Here is a 25,002-nt window from a genome sequence, read left to right as displayed (position 1 = left end):
GGGCAGGCTAGAGGTCCGGGGTGTCCGGGAGCGACAGCATTTCCAGCTCGCCGGTGAGGTTGTGGCGAGCGGTCGCCTCCCACTCCCGCCGTCCGTGCGGGGTGTGGAACAGGCTGGGCAGGTCGAGGAGTTGGCGCAGGATCGCCGCCCGGCCCTCGCGGAAGGCCGCGTTCGGCACGAAGTGGTACTCCTCGCGGACGGCCGCCGTGTACGCCGCGTACGCCGACGGCGGCGAGGCGAGCACCGCCAGGTCCGCGTCGCACAGCACCTGCCCGTCGCGGTCGTCGTCGGCCGGCGCGTGGGTGACGGTGAGCCGCACCAGCCGGGCCACCTCGGCGGTCTTCGCCGCGGACACCCCGGCCTCGGGGAGCGCGCGCTCGGCGAGGCGGGCGGAGCGCTCCTCGTTCTCGGACCGGTCGGGCCGGTAGACGGCGTCGTGGAACCACGCGGCGAGCCGCACGACGTCCACGTCGTCGGCGTACTCCGCCAGGACGTCGACGTGGTCCAGGACGGCGGTGAGATGCGCCAGCGTGTGGTAGCGCCGCTGGGGCTCCTGCCAGCGGGCGAGCAGATCGTCGGCGTACGGCGCGGGGTCGGGGGCGGAGCCGGGGGCGGTGGCGCCCGCCAGGGCGCGGGCGAAGCGGGAGCGCAGGGCGTCGAGGTCAGCCATGGACGCATTCTCCCAGATAACCTTCGTGATAACTTCTAACCGAAGTGTCTGCGTTCCCGGCCGGGCGGGCCGGGCGGAACCGGAGAGGCGGCGGGCGACCATGCCGGAGGCGCGCACCAGCACCCCGCGCGAGCGGTACCGCACCCAGGTGCGCGCGGAGATCAAGGCACACGCGTGGGAGCAGATCGCCACGGCGGGGGCCTCCGCGCTCTCTCTCAACGCGATCGCCAAGCGGATGGGCATGAGCGGGCCCGCGCTCTACCGGTACTTCGACGGCCGCGACGAGCTGATCACCGAACTCATCCGGGACGCCTACCGCAGCCAGGCCGACACCCTCCGCGCCGCCGCCGAGACCGGCGCCGACCTGGCCGGGATCGCGCACGCCCTGCGCGCCTGGGCCCTGGACGACCCGCAGCGCTACTTCCTCATCTTCGGCACCCCCGTGCCCGGCTACCACGCGCCCGAGGACATCACCGAGATCGCCGCCGAGACCATGGCGGTCATCGTCGACGCCTGTGCCGCTCGGCCGTCGTCGGACGGCGCCGCCGGGGCGTTCGACGCCCACCTCGACACCCACCGGCAGTGGGCGGGCGACCATCCCGCGCCCGCCCCGGTCCTGCACCGTGCCCTGTCCTTCTGGTCCCGGCTGCACGGCGTCCTGTCCCTGGAACTCGCCGGGCAGTTCACCGGCATGGGCTTCGACGCCGCTCTTCTCTTCGAGGCCGAACTGAAGGACCTGCTGGGCCCCTAACGTGGAGTCCATGACGACTCCCGCAGACCTGCACGACGTACGCGACCCCGAGCTGCCCGGCCGGCTGCTGACCCTCGAACGCGACGAACTGGTGCCGCTGCTGCGCTCCCGCCCGGACGCCGACTTCGCGCTGCCGGTGGCCGCGTGTCCGGGCTGGACCGTGCGCCACGTGCTGGCGCACTGCTCCAGCGCACTGATCCGGGTGGTGGAGAAACGCTTCGAGGAGGGCGTCTTCTCACCCGAGTGCAACGACCGCGACATCGCCGAACGCGCCGACTGGGGCAACGCCCGGGTCATCGACGAACTGGAACGCGGCATGACCGAGGCCGGACCGGTGATCGCGCGGTCGGACGGCAGGCTGGACGCGGTGGCGCTGGGCGAGTGGGTGCACGCCGGTGACGTACGGGTGACCTTCGGCGAGCCGGGGGCGTACGCGGGGCGCGGGCTCCCCGAGGCGCTCACGCTGCTCGGCACGATCACCCGGGCGCGCGGTCACGTGCCGCTCCACGCCGACCTGGACGACCTCGACGAGCCCCTGAAGCTGGGCGAGGCGAGCGGTGCGCGGCCGCCCGGCCGGTTCATCGGCGACGGCCCCACCCTCCTGCGGCTCTACGCGGGCCGTCCCCTGGACGGAGCGGCGGCGTACGAGCTGGCCGGGGTGGAGGCGGCAGAGCTGAACATCTTCGGCGACTGAGCGGCGACGCGGGGACCCGGGCCTGCCGCGGGGCGCGTAGTCTTGGATTGGACTAGACCTGTAGCAGGCCGACGAATGGGGTCCCATGAGCAAGCGTGCAGTCCTGGAGGTGATCGCCCTCGACGTCGAGGACGCGGTCGCCGCCCAGGCCGGAGGCGCGGATCGCCTCGAACTGGTCACCGACATGGCGGCCGACGGACTCACTCCGTCGGCCGCGACCGTCGCCGCGATCCGCGCCGCCGTCGACATCGACGTACGGGTGATGCTGCGGCTCGCGGACGGGTTCGCCGCCGGTGACGTCGAGCGGCTGACCCGCCTCGCCGGTGAGCTGCGGGAGACCGGGGCCGCGCAGTTCGTGCTGGGATTCCTCGACGCGGAGGGCGACGTCGACCTCGGCGCGGTGGAGCGGATCGCCGAGGTGCTGGACGGGTGCCGGTGGACCTTCCACCGCGCGATCGACCGCGCCGCGAACCGGGACGCGCTGCGCAAGCAGCTCGCGGACTTCCCTGGCCTGGACACGTATCTGACGGCCGGGGCGGCCGGCGGAGTGGACGACGGCCTGACCGTGCTGCTCGCGGAGGCACGGCGGCGGGGGGAGCCGGGGTACGAGCAGCAGCTGCTGGTCGGCGGCGGCCTGCGCCTCGACCACGTGCCGGGGCTCATGGACGCGGGGATCGACGGCTTCCACATCGGCGGCGCGGCGCGGCCCTCCGGGTGGGAGGGGCCGGTGTCGGCGGAGGCGGTTTCCCAGTGGCGGCGGGTGCTGGGGGAGTAGGACCCCCTAGCTGCGGGCAGTCGTGCCGCTGGGGCGGCACGGGTGGGCGCAGCGGCACCCGGCCAGCGCCGGTCAGCGCCACCTACGGACCTCAGCGCACGACTGCCCGCAGCTATGGGGTCAGGCCAGTTGCGGCGGCAGTCCCGCCGCATGCGTCACGATGAGGCCCGAGACCGCTCGGGTCAGGCAGACGTACAGCCGTCGCAGCCCCGTCCGTTCGTCCGGCTCGCCGTCGACCACGGCCTGCGGCTCGTCCAGGACCACGTAGTCGTACTCCAGGCCCTTGGCCAGCGAGGCCGGGACCAGAGTCAGGCGGGTGGCGTGGGTGGTCTCCTCGCCGGGGCCCACGTGGCCGATCCCGGCCGCAGCCAGGGCCGCCGCCAGCTCCGGCACCCGCGCGTCGGCGGCGATGAGGCCGACCGAGCCCTCCCGCTCCAGCAGCTCACGGCAGGCCGCCACCACGTCGGCCGCCCCGTCCGGGGCCGTACGGATGTCGAAGAAGCCCGGGTTCTCGCGGATCGACGCCACCGGCGTCAGGCCCGGCGCGATGTGCGGCAGCAGCCGGGAGGCGTACGCGATGACGTCCGTCGGCACGCGGAAACCGGCCGTCAGCTCCTCGACCACCGCCTCGCCCTTGCCCAGGTGCCCCAGCGCCTCCGCCCAGCTCCGGGTCGCCCACGGCGTGGTGCCCTGCGCCAGGTCGCCCAGGACGGTCGCCGAACCGGTGGTGCAGCGCCGGCCCACCGCCCGGTACTGCATCGGGGACAGGTCCTGCGCCTCGTCGAGGACCACGTGCCCGAGGGAGTGGGTGCGCTCGATCAGGTCGGTCGCCTCGTCGATCAGCACGGCGTCGGCCGGTGACCACTTGGCGGACCTCACCGAGCGGGCAGGCTTCGCCCACAGCACCGCCTTCTGCTCGTCCGCGGTGAGGACCCCCTCGGCGTGCTCGGCGAGGAAGTCCGCGTCGGCGAGGAGGCGCAGGACCAGCTTGGCCGGGTCGACCTGCGGCCAGACCGACTTCACCAGCGCCTTCACGGCCGCGTTGCGCGCCACCGCGTTCTGCACCCGGTCGTCCGGGGCCTCGCCCGCCCGCTCCATCTGCACCAGTACGGCGTGCGCGATCCGCTGCGGCAGCGCCTCGCGCGCGGCGCCGTAGCGGATGTCGCGGGCGAGCAGCTCCCGGACGATCTCCTCCAGCTCGTACACCGGCACCCGCCAGCGGCGCGAGCCGCGCACCACGACGACGCCCTCGGTGGGCGGGGTGACGTGGGAGTAGAGGGCCCGGCGCAGCACCTCGGCCATCCGCGCGTCGCCCTTGATCACCGCCGTCGCCGCCTCGTCGGCGCCCCGCACCTCGACGTGGGCCACCAGGTCGTCGACGGTGGCCTGGCGGACCGTCAGCTCGCCGAGCGCCGGGAGGACCTGCTCGATGTAGTGCAGGAAGGACCGGTTCGGGCCGATGACCAGCGTGCCCGTGCGGGCCAGGCGCTCGCGGTGCGCGTACAGGAGGTAGGCGACGCGGTGCAGGCCGACGGCGGTCTTCCCGGTGCCGGGGCCGCCCTGCACGCAGACCGAGCCGGTCAGCCCGGCGCGCACGATCTCGTCCTGCTCGGGCTGGATCGTCGCCACGATGTCCCGCATCGGTCCGACGCGGGGCCGCTCGATCTCCTGCTGGAGCAGCCTGCTGGTGGTCGCCGCCTCGGCCGGGTCGAGCAGGTGCTCGTCCTCGTACGCGGTCAGGTCCCCGCCGGTGTAGCCGAAACGGCGGCGCAGCGAGACGTCCTGCGGGTCCTTCTTCGACGCCCGGTAGAACGGCTGGGAGACCGGCGCCCGCCAGTCGATCACCATCGGGTCGCCGTCCGCGTCGTGCACGTGCCGGCGCCCGACGTAGAAGCGCTCGCCCTCCCCGCCCTCGGCCTGCTCGGCGCCCGGCGCGTGCAGGTAGTCGAGCCGGCCGAAGAAGAGCGGGGTCCCGCTGAGGTCGGCGAGCGCCTTGATGCGCTGCTCGATCTGCGCCTCCAGGACGGCGGCGTTGACCCAGTTCGCGGTGACGTCGGTGATGTCCAGGGACTGGACGTCCTCACGCATGGCGCGCAGCGCGGATCGGGACGCGGCCAGGTGGGAGCGCTCTGCGGAGAGGGGGTCGTCGTGGACGGGCGTGGACAAGGGGGTGCCTCCGGATGACCTGCGGTGTGGTGGACGCGCTGTCGGCGCGCGACGAACCGTCCGGTTTCCGTCCGGACGGCGAGCACTCCGTGAGGGGAGGCGGGCAAGAGCGGAGATTCTAGGGGAGCGGGTGCGGCACGGGCCAACCGTTTTTCTCCGTCCCGCGCGCTACCCCTAGGGGATCACGTCATCCGCTCCGGGGGATGCGCTCCCTCCACGGTCGTAGCGCAGGAGGACGGAGGTTGGGTCCGCAGACCGATGCCGGTCGGGGGTGGGCGGTCGCACCATGGAGACATGAGCGCAGCAACCATCTCCCCCGCCCCGGCACCGGGCCGCGCGTCCGGTGCCACGCCCGTGGCCGGCAGCCACCGGCACCGGCTCGGTGACACCCTGCGCGCCGTCAGGGTGTTCGCGGGCGCCGCCTTCGACGTCGTCATCCTCGGCGAGTACGGCGAGGAGGCCGGCGTCCGCCGCCACTGAGGACGGCGGTCTCAGCTTCCGTCCGCCAGCACCTCGTCCGCGTCCATGATCCGATAGGCATACCCCTGTTCCGCCAGGAAGCGCTGGCGGTGGGCGGCGAAGTCCTGGTCGAGGGTGTCGCGGGCGACGACCGAGTAGAAGTGCGCCTGGTGGCCGTCGGCCTTGGGGCGCAGCACCCGGCCCAGGCGCTGGGCCTCCTCCTGCCGCGAGCCGAAGGTGCCCGACACCTGGATGGCGACCGTCGCCTCCGGCAGGTCGATCGAGAAGTTCGCGACCTTCGACACGACGAGCACGCTGATCTCGCCCTGCCGGAAGGACTCGAAGAGCTTCTCCCGCTGGGCGTTGGACGTCTCGCCCTTGATGACCGGCGCGCCCAGGTGCTCGCCCAGCTCGTCGAGCTGGTCGATGTACTGGCCGATGACGAGGATCTGCTGCCCGGCGAAGCGCCGCACGATCGCCTCCGTCACCTTCCGCTTGGTGTCGGTCGTCGCGCAGAAGCGGTACTTCTCCTCCGTCTCGGCGGTGGCGTACGCGAGCCGCTCGGAGTCGGTGAGGTTGACCCGGACCTCCACGCAGTCGGCGGGCGCGATGTAGCCCTGCGCCTCGATCTCCTTCCACGGCGCGTCGAACCGCTTCGGCCCGATCAGGGAGAACACGTCCGACTCGCGGCCGTCCTCCCGCACCAGGGTCGCGGTCAGGCCCAGCCGCCGCCGGGCCTGGAGGTCGGCGGTGAACTTGAAGACCGGCGCCGGCAGCAGGTGCACCTCGTCGTAGACGATCAGGCCCCAGTCCCGGGAGTCGAACAGCTCCAGGTGCGGGTAGACGCCCTTGCGCCGGGTCGTCAGCACCTGGTACGTGGCGATGGTGACCGGCCGGATCTCCTTGCGGGTACCGCTGTACTCGCCGATCTCCTCCTCGGTCAGCGAGGTGCGCTTGACCAGCTCGTGCTTCCACTGCCGGGCGGAGACGGTGTTGGTGACCAGGATCAGCGTCGTCGACCTGGCCTGGGCCATCGCGCCCGCCCCGACCAGCGTCTTGCCCGCGCCGCAGGGGAGCACGACGACACCGCTGCCGCCGTGCCAGAAGTTCTCCACCGCCTGCTTCTGGTACGGGCGCAGCGCCCACCCGTCCTCGGCCAGCTCGATCGGGTGCGCCTCGCCGTCGACGTACCCGGCGAGGTCCTCGGCGGGCCAGCCCAGCTTCAGCAGCGTCTGCTTGATCTGGCCGCGCTCGGAGGGGTGCACGGCCACCGTGTCGGCGTCGATGCGGGTGCCGACCAGCGGCGCGATCCGCTTCGACTTCAGGACCTCCTCCAGCACCGGCCGGTCGGTGGTCGTCAGGACCAGGCCGTGCGCCGGGTGCTTGGAGAGGGTGAGCCGGCCGTAGCGGTCCATCGTCTCGGCGATGTCGACGAGCAGCGCGTGCGGCACCGGGTAGCGGCTGTACTCGACGAGCGCGTCCACGACCTGCTCGGCGTCGTGGCCCGCCGCCCGCGCGTTCCACAGGCCCAGCGGGGTCACCCGGTAGGTGTGGATGTGCTCCGGCGCCCGCTCCAGTTCGGCGAAGGGCGCGATGGCCCGACGGCAGTCGGCGGCCTGCTCGTGGTCGACTTCGAGGAGCAGGGTCTTGTCGGACTGGACGATCAGCGGACCATTCACGGGCGGCACCCTTTCGCGTGCGTACGGCCGGACGACGGCTCGGCCAAACGTCCAGTGTGCCTGATCGCCGGGGCGGGCCTACCCGAGAGCGATGCTGATGTTGTTGATGAGCGGGCCCTCCACCGCGGCGGCCTTGGGAGCGAGGGCCCCGAACAGCGCCGCGGCGGTGATCAGGGCGGCGACGGAGACGGCGACGGCGGAACGGGCGGTGGAACGGGCGGTGGAACGGTCCGGGGTGGTGGTGGGAGCGGTGGCGGGGGCGGCGATCTTGCCGGGCATGGGGGGCCTTTCGAGGGGCTCGGGCGGGGACGGCGGGCCGGACCCGGAAGGGCTGGGGTCCGGCCCGCCAGAGGGATGCGGAAGGCGGACGGTCAGAGGGTGACGCCACCACCGAGGTCGATGCCGATCGCGGCGGCCTCGGCGGCGAACGCCGCGAGCAGCGCCGCGGTGGAGGTCAGGACGGTGGCGACACGGCGAACGGCAGTACGCATCGGGTTCTTCCTTTCGGTTGGTTTGCAGGGCACCCGGTGGCTGCCCGACCGCCCGTGACCCGATGCGGAATATGAAAAAAGCTCCCTCGCAGGTGCGAATCACCCGGCGTGGCGTGCATGAACCACCGCGTACACCCGAAAGTGCGCGGCGAGTCGTACACGGGGGTCGTACACGTGTGTCGTACGCCGGTTCAGCCCGCGTCGTCCGCCAGCTCGGCCACGCCGGTGATCCGGTGCAGCGGGTAGGTGCGCACCTCGTCCGCCGTGTGGTCGTACGCCGTGACGAAACCGCCCTCGACCCGGATCGGCGCGATCACGCGCTGGCTGGCGGCGCCCTCGGCGTTCACGTAGCCGATCCACAGCGCCTCGCCGGTCAGGACCGCCGCCTGCATCGTGGCCAGCGTCTCGGCGGCGCCCGTGCGGGGCAGCGTGCCGCCCGGCGCCCCGTCCTCCCCGCTCCCGGGGCCCGGCTTGCGCGGGGTCGTGGAGGCCAGGTCACCGGCGCGCACGGCGCGGATCGCGGCCGCCAGGAGCGTGTCGTCGGGCGCCGGCGGACCGTCCGGGACCGGCTCGGGCGCCGCCCGCGGCGGGGTGCGGTGGGAGTCCGCGCGAGCGATCAGCACGTCGCCCGCGGCGGACTCGGCGGCCGGCGCGAACCCGATCGCGCGCAGCCCGTCGAGCAGCGCAGCCGGGTCCGCCTGCGCGGCCAGCACGGTGGGCGCCAGACGGCGCAGGCCGAGACCGGCGGCCCGCTTGTCGGCGAGGATCTCGTCCAGCGTCGCGTCGTCGTCGCAGCGCACGTACGCCGAGGCCGCGCCCACCCGCAGCCGCCCGTGCCGCCGGGCCACGTCGTCGATCAGGTACGTCAGGGGCTGCGGCACCGGAGTGCGGGAGTGCCGGGCGAGGAACGCGTGCAGGTCGGCGGCGCTCCGCCCGGCGTCCAGCGCACGGCGCACCGAACCCGGCGTGAACCGGTAGACGGTCGCCCCGCCCCTGGACTCCACGTCCGCGAGCACCCCCAGCACGTCGGCCAGCTCCCGCTCCAGCGGCCCCGGCGCCACCGCCGTCAGGTCGGCCTGGAGCAGCACGTGGTCCAGCGGTTCGGGGAAGAGCGGGGCGAGCAGCCGGGCGGCGGTCGCGGTGGCCGCGGCCCGTTCGGCCGGGGTCGGGGGAGCGGCCACCGGGGGCGTGCGGTGGTGGTGGACGGGGAGTTTGTCGCCGGGGCCCTCGGGCTCCCCCGTCTCCTCCTGCGCCGCCGGACGGGGGGCCTCGGGCGCGCCGATCAGGGCCCGCCCCGGTGCCGCCAGCGCGCCGCGCCCGGTGACGCCCAGCAGCTCGGCCTCGGACAGCGTCCACCGGGCGATCCGGCTGCGCAGATCATCGTCCCGGGCCTTGCCGGGCTCCCGGTGGTCGCGCTGCTCGCGCTGCGGGCCGCGCAGGGGGCGCTCCCAGCGCAGCCGGGCCAGCAGCGACTCCTCGACGGGCGAGGCGCCCTCGGGCAGCCCCGCCAGCAGGGCCAGCACCCGGTGCCGCACCTCCGGCGCCGCCGAACGGTCCAGGTTCGGACCGAGCGCCGAGAGCGTGCGGTCCTTCGCGTCCCGCCCGCCCACCACGCCCGGCGTCCGGGTGGCCGTCAGCCACGTCCCCGCGAGCCGCGCCCAGCGCTCGGCGGGCGGCAGCTCGCGCCACTCGTCGTACGCCGGGGTGGCCGCGTACCGCTCCTCGGCTTCGCCGTCGGAGGCGATCAGCCCGGCGCCGTAGGCCAGTTCGACCCAGAACGCGGCCACCGGCTCGGGCACGTCCAGGGCGACGGCGGTCCGCTTCAGGTCGCGCACGCTCAGGCCGCCCGCCCGCAGCACCGTGGGTCCCCCCTCGTCCCACTCCTTCAGCAGCTCGTCGACGGTCGCCAGCGCCGCCAGGGCCTGTCCGGCCGCGGTGGCGTCCACAACCTGTGGACGGTGTGCGGCGGCCGCCTCCACCGGCGGCGGCACCGGCTCGGGCGCGCGGTGCGCCCGGCCCGCGCGCAGGTGCAGGGCGACCTCGCGGGGCAGCACGACGGTGCCGGGCGCGGTCGGCAGCAGCAGGCCCCGGTCGAGCAGCGCGCGCAGGTGCGCGGCGGGGTCGTGGGTGACCTGGCCGTACGGCGGTCCCCACACCAGCCGGTCCAGCACCTCCCGGGACTCCTCGGGCAGTTCGGCGAGGAGCGCCGCCATGCGTCTCCGGTCGGCGAACAGGGCGCCGAGCGCGGACACGGCGGAGACGGAGTCGTGGGTCGAGGGCAGGCCGACGGCGCCGAGGATCTCCTGGATGCGGCCCGGGGACATCCCCGCCGTCGCCTCCCGCACGGTGGGGCCGAGCCCGGTCGGGGACGGGTGCTGCGGGGAGGGCGCGAGCAGCTCACGGGCGGTGCGCACCAGCCGCAGCCGGTCGTCGGCGCCCCACACCAGCGCCTGTTCGCGCAGCAGGGCGGCGGCCCGGGGCAGCGCGGCGGCGACGGCCGGGTCCTCCTCGTCGCCGCCCATCAGGGCGAGCAGCTCGCCGTACGTGGCCGGGTCCGGCGCCACGGCCAGCGCCTCGGCCGTCTGCAGCGTGAACCGGTCCAGCCGCTCCAGCGCCCGCACCACGGAGGCGCGGGTGCCGGCGCGGGCGGCGAGCTGGGTGAGGTCGGTCGGCACGGGAGTGATGAGGTCGGGACGGCTGCGCAGGAGGGCGGCCAGCGAGACGTCGTCCCTGACGCGGAGCGCTTCCGCGAGGGACCGGGGGGCCGCGGACTTCTCCTCGGTGCTCATCCGGCCCACGTTAGCGGGTGGGCCGGACGGCGGGGGTGCGCGTGCGTCGGTGCGGTGCCGTCGGCCGGACGGGGAAGATTCGGTACCGTCGTCCGACGGGGTACGACAGGGGTACGTCGGAGTACCGCAACGCACCGCCCCGGAGGGGAACGTGGGGATCGAGAGCGACCAGGTCGTCTTCGAGTATCTGAGCCGCGTCGGCGACGTGGCCCAGCAGCGGCAGCTGCCGTCGGCCACCCGGATGCGGCTGGTGTCGGAGCTGCGCAACGAGATCGACCGGCACCGGGCGAAGACCACCGTGGACAGCCCCGCCGCGGTCCGCCGCATCCTGGACCGGATCGGCGACCCCGACGACATCGTCACCGCGGCGGGCGGCACGAGCGGCGTACGGCAGCAGGCGGCGCCGTCGCCCACCGCCGTGCCCGAGCAGCGGGAGACCGAGCCGCGCGACACCGAGCGGCGCAAGGGCCGGCGGCGCACCGCCCCCGAGCCCCCGGCCGCGCCTGCGGCCGCCTCCCCGCCGCACCTGGCGAGCGCACGGGAACTGGGGGACGTCGGCGACGGCCGGCCGGACTGGTGGCGCGTCGACGACGGTCCCTTCGCCGGTGGGGGCCTCGGCGACAGCGTGCCCGGGTTCGTCGGCGGCGTGGAGATCCCGGAGCTGCTCAGGCGTCCGCCGGGGCCGGAGGACGAGGCGGAGCGGCGCGACACCCCCGTCGAGAAGGCGCCCGGGGCCGCGGCGCTGGTGGAGGCCGAGGACCCGGGGGCCGGGACAGCGGGGCGGGGCAAGGTCCGCCGCCTGCCCCGCCCGTGGCCCGAGGGCGGCTGGAACAACCCCCTGCTGCTGTTCGCCGCGGCCCTGCTGATCGCCGGTGCCGTGCTCGGCAGCCTCGTCCCGCTCGGCCTGGGCTGGCTGATCGCCTACCTCTCCCGCCGGCTGACCCCGGCCCAGTCGAAGTGGGCCGTCCTGGGCCTGCCCGGCACGGTCGCCGCCGCGGGCGTCGTCTGGCTGTGGGGCCGCACCGAGGGCCGCTGGGGCGATCCGGTCGCCGAGGGCCACATGAACGACGCGATCACCGAGACCTGGCCCTGGGTCCTGCGCACCGCCGCCGTGGCCACCGCCCTCTACCTCCTCTGGCGCTCCCGCCGCCCCCACGCCTGACCACGAGCCCGCCGCGACCGGCGCGGCCTCGCGGTCGCGGACTACAGCCGGGGGGCGAGGCGGCCGTCCGGGGCCTGCGAGGGTCGCTGGGGCGATCCGGTCGTCAGGGGCCACATGAACGACGCGATCACCGAGACCTGGCCCTGGGTCCTGCGCACCGCCGCCGTGGCCACCGCCCTCTACCTCCTCCGGCGCTCCCGCCGCCCCCACGCCTGACCACGAGCCCGCCGCGACCGGCGCGGCCTCGCGGTCGCGGACTACAGCCAGGGGGCGAGGCGGCCGTCCGGGCCACCCCAGCGGCTGATCGGCCCGCCCGAGGGCCCGGCACAATGGGGGCCATGGCTTTCACGACCCGTCCCGCGCCCACCGTCGGCTTCGACCTCGACATGACGCTGATCGACTCGCGGCCCGGCATCCGTGCCTGCTACCTCGAACTGAGCGCGCGTACGGGGACGTACGTCGACGCCGACCTGGCCGTCACCCGGCTCGGGCCGCCGCTGGCCGAGGAGCTGGCGAACTGGTTCCCGGCCGAGGAGATCGAGGCCGTCGCCGACCTGTACCGGGAGATGTACCCGGCGTACGCCATAGAGCCGACGCTCGCGCTGCCCGGCGCCCGCGAGGCCGTCGCCGCCGTGCGCGAGGCCGGCGGACGGGCCGTCGTCGTCACCGCCAAGTACGAGCCGAACGCCAAGCTGCACCTGGCGCACCTCGGCATCGAGCCGGACGCCGTCATCGGCGGCCTGTGGGCCGAGCAGAAGGCCGTCGCCCTGCGCGAGCACGACGCGGACGTCTACGTCGGCGACCACGTCGGCGACGTACGCGGAGCCCGCGCCGCCGGTGCCCGCTCCGTGGCCGTGGCCAGCGGACCGTGCGACGCCGAGGAGCTGCGCGCGGCGGGCGCCGACGTGGTCCTCGCCGACCTCACCCGGTTCCCGGCGTGGCTCGCGGCCTACCGGGACGGCGAGGGCGACGCCGCGGGGCCGGACGCGGCGCGCGCCTGACGCCGCCCGGCGGCGATCGACCGGAACACCCCGGCACCGGCGACCAGGAAGCCCACTCCCATCAGCATGCTCAGCCCGAACATGTAGGTGGGAAACGGCGTCGTGCCCAGGAGCAGCGGGGCCACCGTGACCAGAGTGGCCACGGCGCCGACGAAGAAGACGATCGCACCGGCGCGGATCAGCCGGTCGCCGGGCGCGGCGGAATTCGTTTGGGTTTGTTCACGCACCCGACCAGGGTAGTTCCCAGGCCTGGAGAACAGCCGGGGGACGTCTTGTCACCCGCCCGATCACCATTAGCCTGGGTACCGGCGGGTCCGGACGACCCGCCCAAGTGCTATCAAGAGCCGTTTCCGAGCATATTTCCGAGCAGTTTTCCCGACGAGTACGAGGACGAGGACAGACGTGCCTACCGGCAAGGTCAAGTGGTTCAACAGCGAGAAGGGCTTCGGCTTTCTCTCCCGCGACGACGGCGGTGACGTCTTCGTCCATTCCTCGGTCCTCCCCGCCGGAGTCGAGAGCCTCAAGCCGGGACAGCGCGTCGAGTTCGGTGTCGTCGCCGGACAGCGCGGCGACCAGGCCCTGTCGCTCGCCCTCCTCGACCCGGCCCCCTCGGTCGCGGCCGCGCAGCGCAAGAAGCCGGACGAGCTGGCCTCCATCGTGCAGGACCTGACGACGCTCCTGGAGAACATCACGCCGATGCTGGAGCGCGGCCGCTACCCCGAGAAGACGGCGGGCAAGAAGATCGCCGGGCTGCTCCGCGCGGTCGCGGACCAGCTCGACGTCTGATCGCCTCGCCCCAGCCGTCCTACGGGAACGCCAGCGCGTCCGGGCCGAGGGCCGGTACGAGTCCCTCGGCCGCCGCGCGGGTCAGCAGGCCCCGGATCGCCGCGTAGCCGTCCTCGCCGAGGTCGGCGGTGAACTCGTTGACGTACAGCCCGATGTGCTGGTCGGCGACGGCCGGGTCCATCTCCTGCGCGTGCTCCATGACGTACGGCCGGGACGCCTCCGGGTCGTCCCAGGCCGCGCGCACCGAGGCGCGCACCGCGTCCGCGAGCCGGGTCAGCGCCGGCGCGCCCAGCGAACGCTTCGCGATGATCGCGCCGAGCGGGATCGGCAGCCCGGTGGTGCGCTCCCAGTGCTCACCCATGTCGGCGAGCTTGTGCAGCCCGTAGTTCTGATACGTGAAGCGCGCCTCGTGGATCACCAGTCCCGCGTCGACCTTCCCGTCCCGCACGGCCGGCATGATCTCGTGGAAGGGCATGACCACGATCTCGCCCACCCCGCCGGGCACCGTGTCCGCCGCCCACAGGCGGAAGAGCAGGTAGGCGGTGGACGTCTCGCTGGGCACCGCCACCGTGCGCCCGCGCAGGTCGGCGTCGGCCCCCCGGGTCAGCACCAGCGGCCCGCAGCCCCGGCCCAGCGCACCGCCGCAGGGCAGCAGGGCCCAGTCGTCGAGGACGTACGGCAGCACGGCGTACGACACCTTCAGCACGTCGAACTCGCCGCGCTCGGCCATGCCGTTGGTGATGTCGATGTCCGCGAAGGTCACTTCGATGTCGGGGGCGCCCGGCACGCGGCCGTGGGCCAGGGCGTCGAAGACGAAGGTGTCGTTCGGGCAGGGGGAGTACGCGATCCGCAGGGGCTCGGCGGTCTCAGCAGTCATGTCGGTCATGTCGGTTCCAACTCGTGAGGGCGGGGGAGAGCTTCCCGAAGGCGTCCGTCAGTGCCGCGAGCGCCTCACCGATGCGCCAGGCGGCACGGTCGCGCGGGCCGACCGGGTTGGAGACCGCGCGCAGTTCCAGCACCGGCACGCCGTGCGCGGCGGCGGCCTCGGCGACGCCGAAGCCCTCCATCGCCTCGGCCAGGGCCCCCGGGTGGCGTGCGCGCAGCAGCGCGGCGCGTTCCGCGGTGCCGGTGACGGTGGAGCCGGTCAGGACGGTGCCGGGCCGGGCCCCGGTCGCCGCGGCGACGGCGCGGACCAGAGGGGCCGGCGGGAGGTGGGTGACGGTGCCGAAACCGAGGTCGGTGACCGGCAGGAAGCCGTCGGCGGTCTCGGCGCCCAGGTCGGCCGCGGTGATCGCGTCGGCGACGACGAGCGAGCCGACGGGCGCGTCCGGGGCGAAGCCGCCGCCGATACCGGCCGAGACGACCAGGTCGTAGGGCGTGCCGTCGAGCGCCGCGGCGGTCAGCGCGGCGGCCGTGGAGGCGGCGGCGAGGGCCGGGCCGACCCCGGCGGCCAGCAGGTCCCAGCCGTCCGGCAGCCGGTGCAGGACGACCCCGGGACGGGACACCTCGGCGCCCGGCGCCGGGAACGCCCGAGCCACCGCGTCCCGTTCGACGGGGACCGCGGTGGCCACGAGGAGGTGCACGGAGGACGTGGGAGGTCAGTCCTTCTTCAGCTTGAACACCCACACACCGGTGATGTTCTGGCTGTCGTCCTTGCCGTCCCGCGCCGCGACGGCGACGTTCGTCGAGTTGCCCTGGGCGCCGTACTGCGCGTTGAAGAACACGCTGCCCGGCACGGTGCGGTACGTCTTGTCGCTGTCCTCGACCAGCTGCTGACCGTTCATCAGGATCGTCCAGTGCTTGTCGCCGACGTCCGGGTCGACGCCGAACCGCACGGTCTCGTCCTGGTCGACGGTGATGGACTTCGCGTCCTTGTCCTGCAGGCACTTGTCGATCTCGTCGGCCGAAAGGGTCTTGCCCTCTCCGCCGCAGGTGGCCTCGGAGCTGACCGAGTCACTGCCGACCGTGATCGTCGCGATCGGGGTGGGCTCGTCACAGGCGGACAGCAGGAGAAGTCCGGCGGACACGGCGCCTACGGCGGCGACGGCGCGGCGGCGTCGCACAACGCGGTGTCCGAGAGCGGCGGTGCCGCGGGGCAACGTGGTCATGGTCGAAGGCTATACGGCGCCCCGGGCCCGCCCCCCACCTGGGTACGGCGTGGCGTGGTCACGCCACCCTCGGCCGAGTCCGTCCCCCGTGCCGGGCCGAGTCGAGCAGTCCCCGTACGGTCGTCAGCCACCCGGCGGCGATGATCGCGGCGCCCACCGTCAGGCCCAGCGTGCCGTTGAGCGGCAGCACGATACCGACCGCGCCGCCGAGCACCCAGGAGACCTGGAGCAGCGTCTCCGAGCGCGCGAACGCCGACGTGCGCACCAGTTCCGGCACGTCCCGCTGGATCAGCGCGTCCAGGGACAGCTTGGCCAGCGCCTGTGCGAACCCGGCGACCGCCGCCAGGCACGCCACCAGGACGGCGCTGAAGAACACCGCGGCGACGACCGCCGCGCCCAGCACGATCGCGACCACCGTCACGATGATCACCTCCGGCGCCCGGGACCGCAGCCACGCCCCGACCGCCGTGCCCAGCGCGTTGCCCGCACCGGCCGCCACGCCCACGATCCCCAGCGACACCGCCGCGCTCTGACCGGTCATCGGGTGCACCCGCAGCAGGAACGCCAGGAAGAAGATCAGGAAGCCGGTCAGACAGCGGATGGCGGCGTTGGCGGCCAGCGCGTGCGTCACCGCCGGGCCCACCGTGCGCAGCCCCGGACGCTTGCCCCGCTTGCGCAGCGGCCCCGGCAGGTGCCCCTCGTCCGCGGCGAGCAGCGCACGGTCCTCGCCGCGCGCGGAGTCCACCTTCCGCGGCAGCGTGAACGACAGCACGGTGCCCGCCACGAAGATCACGAAGGCGCCGTACAGCGGCCATCGCGGCCCCAGCTGCTGGAGCCCCGCACCGATCGGCGCGGCCACACCGGTGGCCAGCAGCCCGCACAGCGTGACCCGCGAGTTCGCCTTCACCAGGGAGACCCGGGGCGGCAGCAGCCGCGGCACCACCGCGCTCCTGACCACCCCGTACGCCTTCGAGGCGACCAGCACGCCCAACGCGGCCGGGTACAGCTCGATGCCGCCGGTGACGACCGCGCCGGACAGCACCAGCGCGAGCACCGCGCGGGCACCCATCGCGGTGGCCATCGCCGCGCGGCGGCCGTGCGGCAGCCGGTCCAGGAGCGGGCCGATCACCGGCGCGAGGAGCGTGAACGGCGCCATGGTGATGGCGAGGTACAGCGCGACCCGCCCGCGCGCCTCGTCGGTGGGGACGGAGAAGAAGACGGTGGACGCCAGCGAGACGGTGATCATCACGTCACCGGCGCCGTTCACCCCGTGCAGTTCGATCAGCTTGCCGAGGCCCGACTCGCCCGCGCCGTGCGCGTGCGTCGCCCGCCGGATGCCGCGCGCGGCACCGGTCACCGGCAGGCGCAGGACCCGGCCGACCGCGCGGAACCGGGAGCCGGGGCCGCGCCGCCGGCTCCCGCTCTTGAACTCCGTCCGTGCGGTCGCCACCCCGTCATAGTGCCCCGAGAGCGGCGGCTGTAGCGTGGATACGGCGCGTATGGCGGTGATCGAGTCGAGTGACTCCGACGCCCGCACCACCCCGGAACACCGGGTCGTACCCCGCCGAAACTCCCGTCGGTGTAGGCCCAGGGCACATGAGCAGGTAGCGTGCGTAGCGCGCCGTGGCGAACGTTCTCGGCCGCGCGCCTTACGGCTGTCCCGCAGAATGGATGACGTAGGTGCGCCCGAGCGCGATCGGGCGCGGACGTCGACGCGGTCCGCAGGTCCGCTCCGTCCGCCCCTCGCACACAGCGGTGCACTCGTGAGACGGCGTATGGAGAGAAGCGATACCTGTGAGCGCAGCGACAACGCGAAGCCGCACCCCTGACCGTCTGTGCGCCGAGGCCGTCGACCTCGCCCGCGCCGCAGCCGAGGAGGCCGCCGCACCCGGCGTCGTCGGCGAGCACGAGGGCATGGTGTCGGAGGGCGACCGGGTCGTCACCCACTACTTCGCCTGCAAGGAGCTGGGGTACCGGGGCTGGCGCTGGGCCGTGACGGTGGCCCGCGCCTCCCGCGCCAAGCTCGTCACGGTGGACGAGGCGGTGCTGCTGCCCGGCCCCGACGCGCTGCTGGCCCCCGAGTGGGTGCCGTGGAGCGAGCGGCTGCGGCCCGGCGACATGGGCCCCGGCGACCTGCTGCCCACCGACGCGGACGACCTGCGCCTCGAGCCCGGCTGGACCGGCGAGGACGAGCCGCCGCCGAACTCCGCCGTCTCCCACGAGATGGCCGACCTGGTCGAGGCCGAGGACGCCGAGGTGACCGCCGGGCCGCCCGCCGAGCTGTCGGCCGTCCCGGCCCGCGGCACGATCTCGGCGGTCGCCGAGGAGCTGGGCCTGCGCCGTACCCGGGTGCTGTCCCGGTACGGCCTGCACGTCGCCGCCGACCGCTGGGAGGAGGGCTACGGCCCGAAGACCGCGATGGCCCAGGCGGCGCCCGCCTCCTGCGTCAGCTGCGGCTTCCTCGCCCGGATCGGCGGCTCGCTCGGGCAGGCCTTCGGGGTCTGCGCCAACGAGTTCTCCCCGGCCGACGGCCACGTCGTGTCGCTGGCCTACGGGTGCGGGGGGCATTCCGAGGCGGCCGTGATGCCGAAGCCGCCGCGGGTGGCTCCGCCGGTGATCGACGAGACGCGGGTGGATCCGTTTCCGTTGCGGCCGGCGGCGGATTCCGGTTCGGTGCCGGTGGCCGAGGATCAGGCCTCGGCGGAGTTGGGGCATTCGTAGTCCGGGGGCGTTCCTGGGTGCGGGTGCGTGGTGGCTGAGGTCCCTGGGGGCTGTGCCCCCAGACCCCCTTCGGCCTTGACGGCCTCGTCCTCAAACGCCGGACGGGCTGGGTGATGCCGGCCGGCGTCGCGAGTGTGCCGGTCGGCGGGGGCGGTACCTTCGTGGTCCGTCGATGAGGAGAGTCACCGTGAGCATGTTCGTACGGCCTGCCGCCGAGGGTGCCGATCCGTTCGGGACGGCGCGGCTGCGGCGCGGGGTGCTGGACGCCTGGGCGACCAGCCCGGCCCGGTTCCGTGAGGACGCCAACGCGGAGGAGGACCTCGTCCTCGGCGGCTACCGCGACCGGCTGGTCGTCGAACTCGCGCAGAACGCCGCCGACGCCGCCGCGCGGTCCGGCGTGCCCGGACGGCTCCGGCTCACCCTGCGCGACGGCGTCCTGGTCGCCGCCAACACCGGTGCCCCGCTCGACGCGACCGGCGTCGAGTCGCTGTCCACCCTGCGCGCCTCCGCCAAACGGGACGCGGTGGAAGGCTCGGTCGGCCGGTTCGGGGTCGGCTTCGCCGCCGTCCTGGCCGTCACCGACGAGCCCGCCGTCGTCGGCCGGCACGGCGGGGTGCGCTGGTCGCTCGCCGAGGCCCGCGACCTGGCCGCCGACACCGCCCGGCACAGCCCCGGCCTGGGCGACGAGATCCGGCGGCGCGACGGGCACGTCCCGCTGCTGCGGCTGCCGTTCCCCGCCGAGGGCAGCGCCCCCGCCCCCTACGACACGGCCGTCATCCTGCCGTTGCGCGACACGGCCGCCGCCGACCTCGCCGAACGGCTCCTGCACGGGGTGGACGACGCGCTGCTGCTCGCCCTGCCGGGCCTGGAGGAGGTGGTGGTCGAGGCCGGGGACGAGGTGCGCACCCTCACGCGCCGCGTCGAGGACGCCCTGACCGTCGTGGAGGACTCGCGCGAGGGCGTCACCCGGTGGCGCACCGCCGCCGCGCACGGGCCGCTCACCCCCGACCTCCTCGCCGACCGGCCGGTCGAGGAGCGGCTGCGCCCGCACTGGTCCGTGACCTGGGCGGTGCCCGTGGACGCCGACGGCGCCCCCGAACGCCCCCGCACCAGCCCCGTCGTGCACGCCCCGACGCCCAGCGACGAGCCGCTCGGCGTGCCCGCCCTGCTCATCGCGTCCTTCCCGCTGGACGCCACCCGGCGGCACGCCGCGCCGGGAGGGCTCACCGACTTCCTGACGGAGCGGGCCGCCGACGCCTACGCCGGACTGCTCGCCGACTGGCGGCCGGTCACCGCCGGACTCGTCGACCTGGTGCCCGGCGCGCTGGGCCGGGGCGAACTGGACGGCGCGCTGCGGCAGGCCATCCTCGACCGGCTGCCGCGTACGTCCTTCCTGCCGCCCGCCCTGCCCTCCGGGGGCCGGGACGCGGAGGACGACCTTCCGGAGTCTCTGCGGCCGCGCGACGCCGAGGTGGTGGAGGGGGCGGGCGCCGACACCGTGCGGGTGCTGGCCGAGGTGCTGCCGACCCTGCTGCCCGCCGGTCTCGAACGCCGCGCCGAACTGCGCACGCTGGGCGTGGCCCGGGTGCCGCTGACCGACGCGATCGACCGGCTGGCGGGCCTGGAGAAGGCGCCCGCCTGGTGGCGCAGCCTGTACGACAGCCTCGCCGGGGTCGACCCCGACCGGCTGTCCGGGCTGCCCGTGCCGCTCGCCGACGGCCGGACGACCATCGGGCCGCGGCAGGTGCTGCTGCCCTCGCCGGAGGCCGCCTCGCTCGACCCGGAGGTCCTCACCCGCCTCGGCCTGAAGGTCGCCCACCCGGACGCCGCGCACCCGCTCCTGGAGAAGCTCGGCGCGCTCCCGGCCACCCCGCGCGCCGTGCTGACCACCCCGCAGGTCCGGGCGGCCGTCGCCGCCTCCCTGCACGACGAGGGCGCCGCCAACTGGGAGGAGGACGCCCTCGACGCCGAGGAACTGGCCGACACCGTCCTCGGCCTGGTCCGCGACGCCGGACTCGACCCCGGCGAGGAGCCCTGGCTGGGCGCCCTCGCCCTGCCCGACGAGGACGGCGAACTCTCCCCGGCGGGCGAACTCGTCTTCCCCGGCGGCCCGTTCGCCCGGGTCATGCGCGAGGACGAACTCGCCGCCGTGGACGCCGAACTCGCCGAGAGGTGGGGCCCGGAGCCGCTGGCCGCCTGCGGTGTCCTGGTCACCTTCGCCCTCGTCCGCGCCACCGACGTCGTCCTGGACCCCGACGAACTGGAGCCCCGCGAGGGTGACTTCGCCGAGCCCGACGACGCGGGACTGCTCGACGCCGTGGACGTGTGGAGCGAGGACGTCCTCGACCGCTTCCCGGACACCCCCGTCCCGCCGGTCGCCACCGAGATCGTCGCCGTGCGCGACCTCGACCTCGTGGACGACGACCGCTGGCCGGAGGCCCTCGCCCTGCTGTCCCGGCCGCCGCTGCGCGACGCGCTCGTCCAGCCCGTGCGCGTCCTGCTGCCCGACGGCACCCACGAGGTCGTACGGCCGTACACCGCGTGGTGGCTGCGCGGGCACCCGGTGCTCGGCGGACGCCGCCCGGCCGGTCTGCGCGCGGCGGGCGGCGACCCGCTGCTGCGGGGCCTGTACGAGGAGGCCGACGCGACCGGCTTCGAGGACGAGCAGGTGCTGCGGGCGCTGGGCGTGCGCACCTCGGTCGCAGCGCTCCTCGACGAACCCGGCGGCGCCGCCGAACTCCTGGACCGCCTCGCCGACCCCGACCGCCCGGTCACGGCCGCCCAACTGCACGCCCTGTACGGGGCGCTGGCCGACCTCGACCCGGACCGGGTCACCCTGCCGGACGAGGTGCGGGCCGTGGTCGACGGCGAGGTGCGCGTGGTGGACGCCGCCGACGCGGTCGTGGTCGACTCGCCCGACCTGCTGCCCTTCACGTCCGGCGTGCCGCTGCTGCCGGTCCGCCCGGCCCGGGCCGCCGAACTGGCGGAGCTGTTCCAGGTGCGGCGGCTGAGCGAGTCCGTCACCGGGCGTGTGGACTCCGAGGGCGCCGAGCACGCCGTACCGGAGCCGGTGCGGGTGCTGCTCGGGGCGCGGACCCCGGCGTCGTACGTGGAGCACGAGGAACTGGTCGTCGACGGTGTGGAGATCGACTGGCGGCTGACGGACGACGGTGTCCCGCACGCGGCCACGCTGGAGGGCGTGGCGGCCGGTCTCGCCTGGGCGGCGGGCCAGTGGCCGCGCCGCTTCGAGGTGGCGGCGCTGCTGGAGGACGAGTCCCGCACGGAGGAACTGGCCCGGGACCGCTGGTTCGACTGAACCGCTCCGCCCCGACCGACCGGATGTGAAGGTGTGCACACATTTCCTTCACCTCTCGTACAACCATCGCGCCGCGCCGTGGATCTATGAGGCGAGTCAGCAGACTCACGACCCTCCGGGTCCCGGCGCGGTGACGACCGCCGGGGGCCCCTTGTCCTGACGTGGGGAACACATGCGCACACGAGTCCTGGTGGCAGCCGCCACCGGCGCCCTCGCCCTGACCGCCCTCGCCGTCCCGGCCGCGCAGGCCGACGGCGGCAGCGGCGACACCCGGATCACCAAGGTCGTCGTGGACGGCGACAACAAGGTGTCCATCGGCACCGGCAGCGCCAAGACCTTCTCGGTCAGCGTGACCGCCACCGACGACTCCGGCATCCTGGGCGCCGACTCCTTCGACCTGAGGGGCCCGGGGTACGGGTACGAGTCGACGGGCAAGCCGACCTGCAAGAAGGTCAGCGCGACCACCTCCACCTGCACGGCCTCGGTGAAGATCGACCCCCGGACGGACTACCTCGGCAACGCGATGGCCGGCACCTGGTACGTCGGCGTCTGGATCGACGCCAAGGACGGCGACTACATCTGGAAGGACAAGGCCGGGTCCTTCAAGTTCCAGCGCGGCAGCGCCGTGACGACCAACGCCTCGCCGGAGCCGGTGAAGAAGGGCAAGACCCTCACGGTCACCGGCAAGCTGTCCCGCGCCAACTGGGAGACCCTCAAGTACGGGGCGTACTCCGGCCAGTCGGTGCAGCTGCAGTACCTGAAGAAGGGCACGAAGGCGTACACCGTGCTGAAGACCGTCAAGAGCAGCTCGACGGGCAACCTCAGCACCACCGTCAAGGCCGGCGCGGACGGCTACTACCGCTACGTCTTCGCCGGCAACTCGGCGTCCGGGGCGATCACCTCGGTCTCCGACTTCGTCGACGTCAAGTAGCCCGCTAGGCGGGGAAGCGGCGGTCGACCCACCTCCACAGGAGTTCCAGGACGGCCGCCGCGGCCGCCGCGATGCCGACGGCGGCCCACGGCATCGTCACGCCCACCAGCTTCAGCGCGAAGAAGTCCTGCAGCCACGGCACCACCAGCACGATCACGAAGCCCAGCCCCATCGCCGCCACCAGCAGCACCCGCCACCAGGTGTAGGGCCGGGCGATGATCGCCAGCACCCACATCGAGATCAGGAACAGCGTCAGCGTCGCCGCGCTCGTCTCCGCGTCCAGCGCGCCCGGCCCCGCGTAGTGCTGCCGCGCGACCAGGTACGTCGCGAAGGTCGCCGCGCCCGCCACCACGCCGCCCGGGATCGCGTACCGCATCACCCGGCGCACGAAGTGGGGCCTGGCCCGTTCCTTGTTCGGGGCGAGGGCCAGGAAGAACGCGGGGACGCCGATGGTGAGGGTGGAGAGCAGGGTGAGGTGGCGGGGCAGGAACGGATACTCGACCTGCGAGCAGACCACCAGGATCGCCAGCAGCACCGAGTACACGGTCTTCACCAGGAACAGCGTCGCCACCCGCGTGATGTTGCCGATCACCCGGCGGCCCTCGGCCACCACCGACGGCAGCGTGGCGAAGCTGTTGTTGAGCAGCACGATCTGCGCGACCGCCCGGGTCGCCTCCGAGCCGGAGCCCATCGCCACGCCGATGTCGGCGTCCTTGAGCGCGAGGACGTCGTTGACGCCGTCGCCGGTCATCGCGACCGTGTGGCCGCGTGACTGGAGGGCGCCCACCATGTCCCGCTTCTGCTGCGGGGTGACCCGCCCGAACACCGTGCCCCCGTCGAGCGCCTCGGCCATCCCCTCCCGTTCGGCGGGCAGTCGGCGCGCGTCGACGGTGGCCCCGGACAGCCCCAGCTTGGCGGCGACCGCGCCGACCGACACCGCGTTGTCGCCGGAGATGACCTTGGCGCGCACGTCCTGGTCGGCGAAGTAGCGCAGGGTGTCGGCGGCGTCCGGGCGCAGCCGCTGCTCCAGCACGACCAGGGCGGCGGGCGTCACCCCCCGGGCCACCCCGGGGTCGTCCAGGGCCCCCTCCGCGCGGGCCAGCAGCAGCACCCGCAGGCCCTGCTCGTTGAGCCGCCCGGTCTCGGCGAGCGCCGGGTCGTCCTCGGCCAGCAGCACGTCCGGCGCGCCCAGCAGCCAGGTACGGCGGACGCCGTCGCCCTCGTCGAACGTGGCGCCGCTGTACTTGCGGGCGGAGGAGAAGGGCAGCGACCCCGTGGTCCGCCAGGCCCCGGCGGACCCGTCGGACGGGTAGGTGTCGATGATCGCCTGGAGGGAGGCGTTGGGGCGCGGGTCGGACGCGCCGAGCGATCCGAGCACCGTGCGCACGTACGTCTCGTCGGCGCCGTCGAGCAGCCGCAGGTCGGTGACGTCCATGCCGCCCTCGGTGAGGGTGCCGGTCTTGTCCAGGCAGACCGTGTCGACCCGGGCCAGCCCCTCGATGGCGGGCAGCTCCTGGACCAGGCACTGCTTGCGGCCGAGCCGGATGACGCCGATCGCGAAGGCGACGGAGGTGAGCAGCACCAGGCCCTCGGGGACCATGGGCACGATGCCGCCGACGGTGCGGGCGATCGAGTCGTCCAGCTCGTTGTCCTTGGCGAGCAGCTGGCTGAGGATCAGGCCGATCGCGGTCGGGACCATCATCCACGTGACGTACTTGAGGATCGTGGAGATGCCGGAGCGCAGCTCGGACTGGACCAGCGTGAAGCGGGAGGCCTCCTCGGCGAGCTGGGCGGCGTACGCCTCGCGCCCCACCTTGGTGGCCCGGAAGGCGCCGCCGCCCGCGACCACGAAGCTGCCCGACATGACCTGGTCGCCGGGCTGCTTGACCACCGGGTCGGCCTCACCGGTCAGCAGCGACTCGTCGATCTCCAGCCCGTCCGCCTCGACGCACACCCCGTCGACGACGGCCTTGTCGCCGGGGCCGATCTCGATGACGTCGTCCAGCACGATCTCGGACGTGCTGATCTCGGCGGGCCGCCCGTCCCGGCGCACCGTCGGCCGGACCTCGCCGATCAGGGCCAGCGAGTCCAGGGTCTTCTTCGCCCGCCACTCCTGGACGATGCCGATGCCGGTGTTGGCGAGGATCACGAAGCCGAACAGGCTGTCCTGGATCGGCGCCACGAACAGCATGATCACCCAGAGCACGCCGATGATCGCGTTGAACCGGGTGAAGACGTTGGCGCGGACGATGTCGGCCAGTGAGCGGCTGCTGCGCACCGGCACGTCGTTGACCTGGCCGCGGGCGATCCGTTCGGCGACCCCGGCCGCCGTGAGTCCGGTCGCGGGCGAAGAGGCGTCAACGGCGTGCGCGGGGTGCGCGGGATCGCGTCTGTCCGCGTCGAGATGCGTCATGCAATCGACGGTACGTGCGGTTTTACGGCTTCACCCACCGAGTGCGGAGAAGATCCGACCTGGGTACGAGACGCACCGGCGCGGTGTGCT

General features: G+C 74.3%; 21 protein-coding genes. 10 read left to right on the top strand and 11 right to left on the bottom strand.

All coding sequences use genetic code 11. The annotated features are described in order from the left end of the window. Positions 1-7 precede the first annotated feature (7 nt). A complete protein-coding gene (locus tag ACGH52_RS17355) occupies positions 8-670 on the bottom strand; it encodes a hypothetical protein (protein ID WP_399940437.1) in 663 nt (220 codons plus the stop codon). A 100-nt stretch (positions 671-770) separates the two neighbouring features. Between ACGH52_RS17355 and ACGH52_RS17350 the strand changes: the two genes are divergently transcribed. The 3 genes from ACGH52_RS17350 to ACGH52_RS17340 all read left to right on the top strand — a co-directional run bounded on the left by ACGH52_RS17350 (position 771) and on the right by ACGH52_RS17340 (position 2,890). Beyond that, on the top strand, positions 771-1,421 hold the full coding sequence (locus tag ACGH52_RS17350) for a TetR/AcrR family transcriptional regulator (RefSeq protein ID WP_059301110.1): 651 nt from the start codon (positions 771-773) through the stop codon (positions 1,419-1,421). 10 nt (positions 1,422-1,431) lie between these two features. Beyond that, positions 1,432-2,115 (top strand): maleylpyruvate isomerase family mycothiol-dependent enzyme, encoded by a 684-nt coding sequence (locus ACGH52_RS17345; RefSeq protein WP_210974017.1) that lies wholly within the window; start codon positions 1,432-1,434, stop codon positions 2,113-2,115. A gap of 85 nt (positions 2,116-2,200) precedes the next feature. Further along, on the top strand, positions 2,201-2,890 hold the full coding sequence (locus ACGH52_RS17340) for a copper homeostasis protein CutC (RefSeq protein WP_399940432.1): 690 nt from the start codon (positions 2,201-2,203) through the stop codon (positions 2,888-2,890). Positions 2,891-3,010: 120 nt separating this feature from the next. Here ACGH52_RS17340 and ACGH52_RS17335 read toward each other — a convergent pair whose 3' ends face one another. Beyond that, positions 3,011-5,056 (bottom strand): HelD family protein, encoded by a 2,046-nt coding sequence (locus tag ACGH52_RS17335; RefSeq protein ID WP_399940429.1) that lies wholly within the window; start codon positions 5,054-5,056, stop codon positions 3,011-3,013. A gap of 294 nt (positions 5,057-5,350) precedes the next feature. Between ACGH52_RS17335 and ACGH52_RS17330 the strand changes: the two genes are divergently transcribed. Beyond that, entirely contained in the window at positions 5,351-5,536 is a 186-nt protein-coding gene (locus ACGH52_RS17330; RefSeq protein WP_030399360.1) for a hypothetical protein, read from the top strand. Positions 5,537-5,547: 11 nt separating this feature from the next. Here the strand turns inward: ACGH52_RS17330 and ACGH52_RS17325 are convergent, their stop codons facing one another. From ACGH52_RS17325 to ACGH52_RS17315, 3 genes are all read right to left on the bottom strand, one after another. Next, on the bottom strand, positions 5,548-7,194 hold the full coding sequence (locus tag ACGH52_RS17325) for a DNA repair helicase XPB (RefSeq protein ID WP_121700891.1): 1,647 nt from the start codon (positions 7,192-7,194) through the stop codon (positions 5,548-5,550). Between the two features lie 78 nt (positions 7,195-7,272). After that, positions 7,273-7,473, bottom strand: coding sequence for a hypothetical protein (locus ACGH52_RS17320; RefSeq protein WP_399940426.1), 201 nt, complete (start codon positions 7,471-7,473; stop codon positions 7,273-7,275). Positions 7,474-7,876: 403 nt separating this feature from the next. Continuing rightward, complete coding sequence (locus tag ACGH52_RS17315; protein ID WP_399940423.1) at positions 7,877-10,474, bottom strand: helicase-associated domain-containing protein; 2,598 nt, start codon at positions 10,472-10,474, stop codon at positions 7,877-7,879. A 151-nt stretch (positions 10,475-10,625) separates the two neighbouring features. On the opposite strand from ACGH52_RS17315, the gene ACGH52_RS17310 reads away from it, so the two are divergent. Continuing rightward, a complete protein-coding gene (locus tag ACGH52_RS17310) occupies positions 10,626-11,636 on the top strand; it encodes a hypothetical protein (RefSeq protein ID WP_121702309.1) in 1,011 nt (336 codons plus the stop codon). A 338-nt stretch (positions 11,637-11,974) separates the two neighbouring features. Next, the gene (locus ACGH52_RS17305; protein WP_076975547.1) at positions 11,975-12,637 is read left to right on the top strand and encodes an HAD family hydrolase; all 663 of its coding nucleotides are present in this window, start codon (positions 11,975-11,977) and stop codon (positions 12,635-12,637) included. Here ACGH52_RS17305 and ACGH52_RS17300 read toward each other — a convergent pair. Further along, positions 12,586-12,864 (bottom strand): hypothetical protein, encoded by a 279-nt coding sequence (locus ACGH52_RS17300; RefSeq protein ID WP_063124409.1) that lies wholly within the window; start codon positions 12,862-12,864, stop codon positions 12,586-12,588. The two genes, ACGH52_RS17305 and ACGH52_RS17300, sit on opposite strands and share 52 nt — an antisense overlap. Before the next feature lie 175 nt (positions 12,865-13,039). On the opposite strand from ACGH52_RS17300, the gene ACGH52_RS17295 reads away from it, so the two are divergent. After that, positions 13,040-13,423 (top strand): cold-shock protein, encoded by a 384-nt coding sequence (locus ACGH52_RS17295; RefSeq protein ID WP_003974650.1) that lies wholly within the window; start codon positions 13,040-13,042, stop codon positions 13,421-13,423. A 19-nt stretch (positions 13,424-13,442) separates the two neighbouring features. Here ACGH52_RS17295 and ACGH52_RS17290 read toward each other — a convergent pair whose 3' ends face one another. Genes ACGH52_RS17290 through ACGH52_RS17275 form a run of 4 tightly spaced genes read right to left on the bottom strand, consistent with a single transcriptional unit; the run spans position 13,443 to position 16,981 of the window. Further along, positions 13,443-14,300 carry a 1,4-dihydroxy-6-naphthoate synthase gene (locus ACGH52_RS17290; protein WP_399946780.1) on the bottom strand — a complete coding sequence of 286 codons (858 nt, stop codon included), beginning with the start codon at positions 14,298-14,300 and terminating at the stop codon, positions 13,443-13,445. Then, positions 14,290-14,994: a futalosine hydrolase gene (locus tag ACGH52_RS17285; protein ID WP_121702313.1), complete on the bottom strand. Its 705-nt coding sequence runs from the start codon at positions 14,992-14,994 to the stop codon at positions 14,290-14,292. Before ACGH52_RS17285 ends, ACGH52_RS17290 begins: the two co-directional genes overlap by 11 nt. 27 nt (positions 14,995-15,021) lie before the next feature. Then, on the bottom strand, positions 15,022-15,531 hold the full coding sequence (locus ACGH52_RS17280; protein ID WP_193777639.1) for a DUF2771 domain-containing protein: 510 nt from the start codon (positions 15,529-15,531) through the stop codon (positions 15,022-15,024). Between the two features lie 58 nt (positions 15,532-15,589). Further along, positions 15,590-16,981: an MFS transporter gene (locus ACGH52_RS17275; RefSeq protein WP_121702312.1), complete on the bottom strand. Its 1,392-nt coding sequence runs from the start codon at positions 16,979-16,981 to the stop codon at positions 15,590-15,592. A 344-nt stretch (positions 16,982-17,325) separates the two neighbouring features. Between ACGH52_RS17275 and ACGH52_RS17270 the strand changes: the two genes are divergently transcribed. From ACGH52_RS17270 to ACGH52_RS17260, 3 genes are all read left to right on the top strand, one after another. Continuing rightward, entirely contained in the window at positions 17,326-18,252 is a 927-nt protein-coding gene (locus ACGH52_RS17270) for a DUF3027 domain-containing protein (protein WP_076975550.1), read from the top strand. Between the two features lie 187 nt (positions 18,253-18,439). Further along, the gene (locus ACGH52_RS17265) at positions 18,440-21,568 is read left to right on the top strand and encodes a sacsin N-terminal ATP-binding-like domain-containing protein (protein WP_399940416.1); all 3,129 of its coding nucleotides are present in this window, start codon (positions 18,440-18,442) and stop codon (positions 21,566-21,568) included. Between the two features lie 172 nt (positions 21,569-21,740). Next, positions 21,741-22,499 carry a calcium-binding protein gene (locus tag ACGH52_RS17260; RefSeq protein ID WP_076975552.1) on the top strand — a complete coding sequence of 253 codons (759 nt, stop codon included), beginning with the start codon at positions 21,741-21,743 and terminating at the stop codon, positions 22,497-22,499. A gap of 4 nt (positions 22,500-22,503) precedes the next feature. Here ACGH52_RS17260 and ACGH52_RS17255 read toward each other — a convergent pair whose 3' ends face one another. Then, on the bottom strand, positions 22,504-24,912 hold the full coding sequence (locus ACGH52_RS17255) for an HAD-IC family P-type ATPase (RefSeq protein WP_399940413.1): 2,409 nt from the start codon (positions 24,910-24,912) through the stop codon (positions 22,504-22,506). Positions 24,913-25,002 lie beyond the last annotated feature (90 nt).

It is taken from the genome of Streptomyces sp. BBFR25 (genome assembly GCF_044590125.1).
Lineage (GTDB): Bacteria > Actinomycetota > Actinomycetes > Streptomycetales > Streptomycetaceae > Streptomyces > Streptomyces canus_D.
This window is presented reverse-complemented; position numbering and strand designations above follow the sequence as displayed.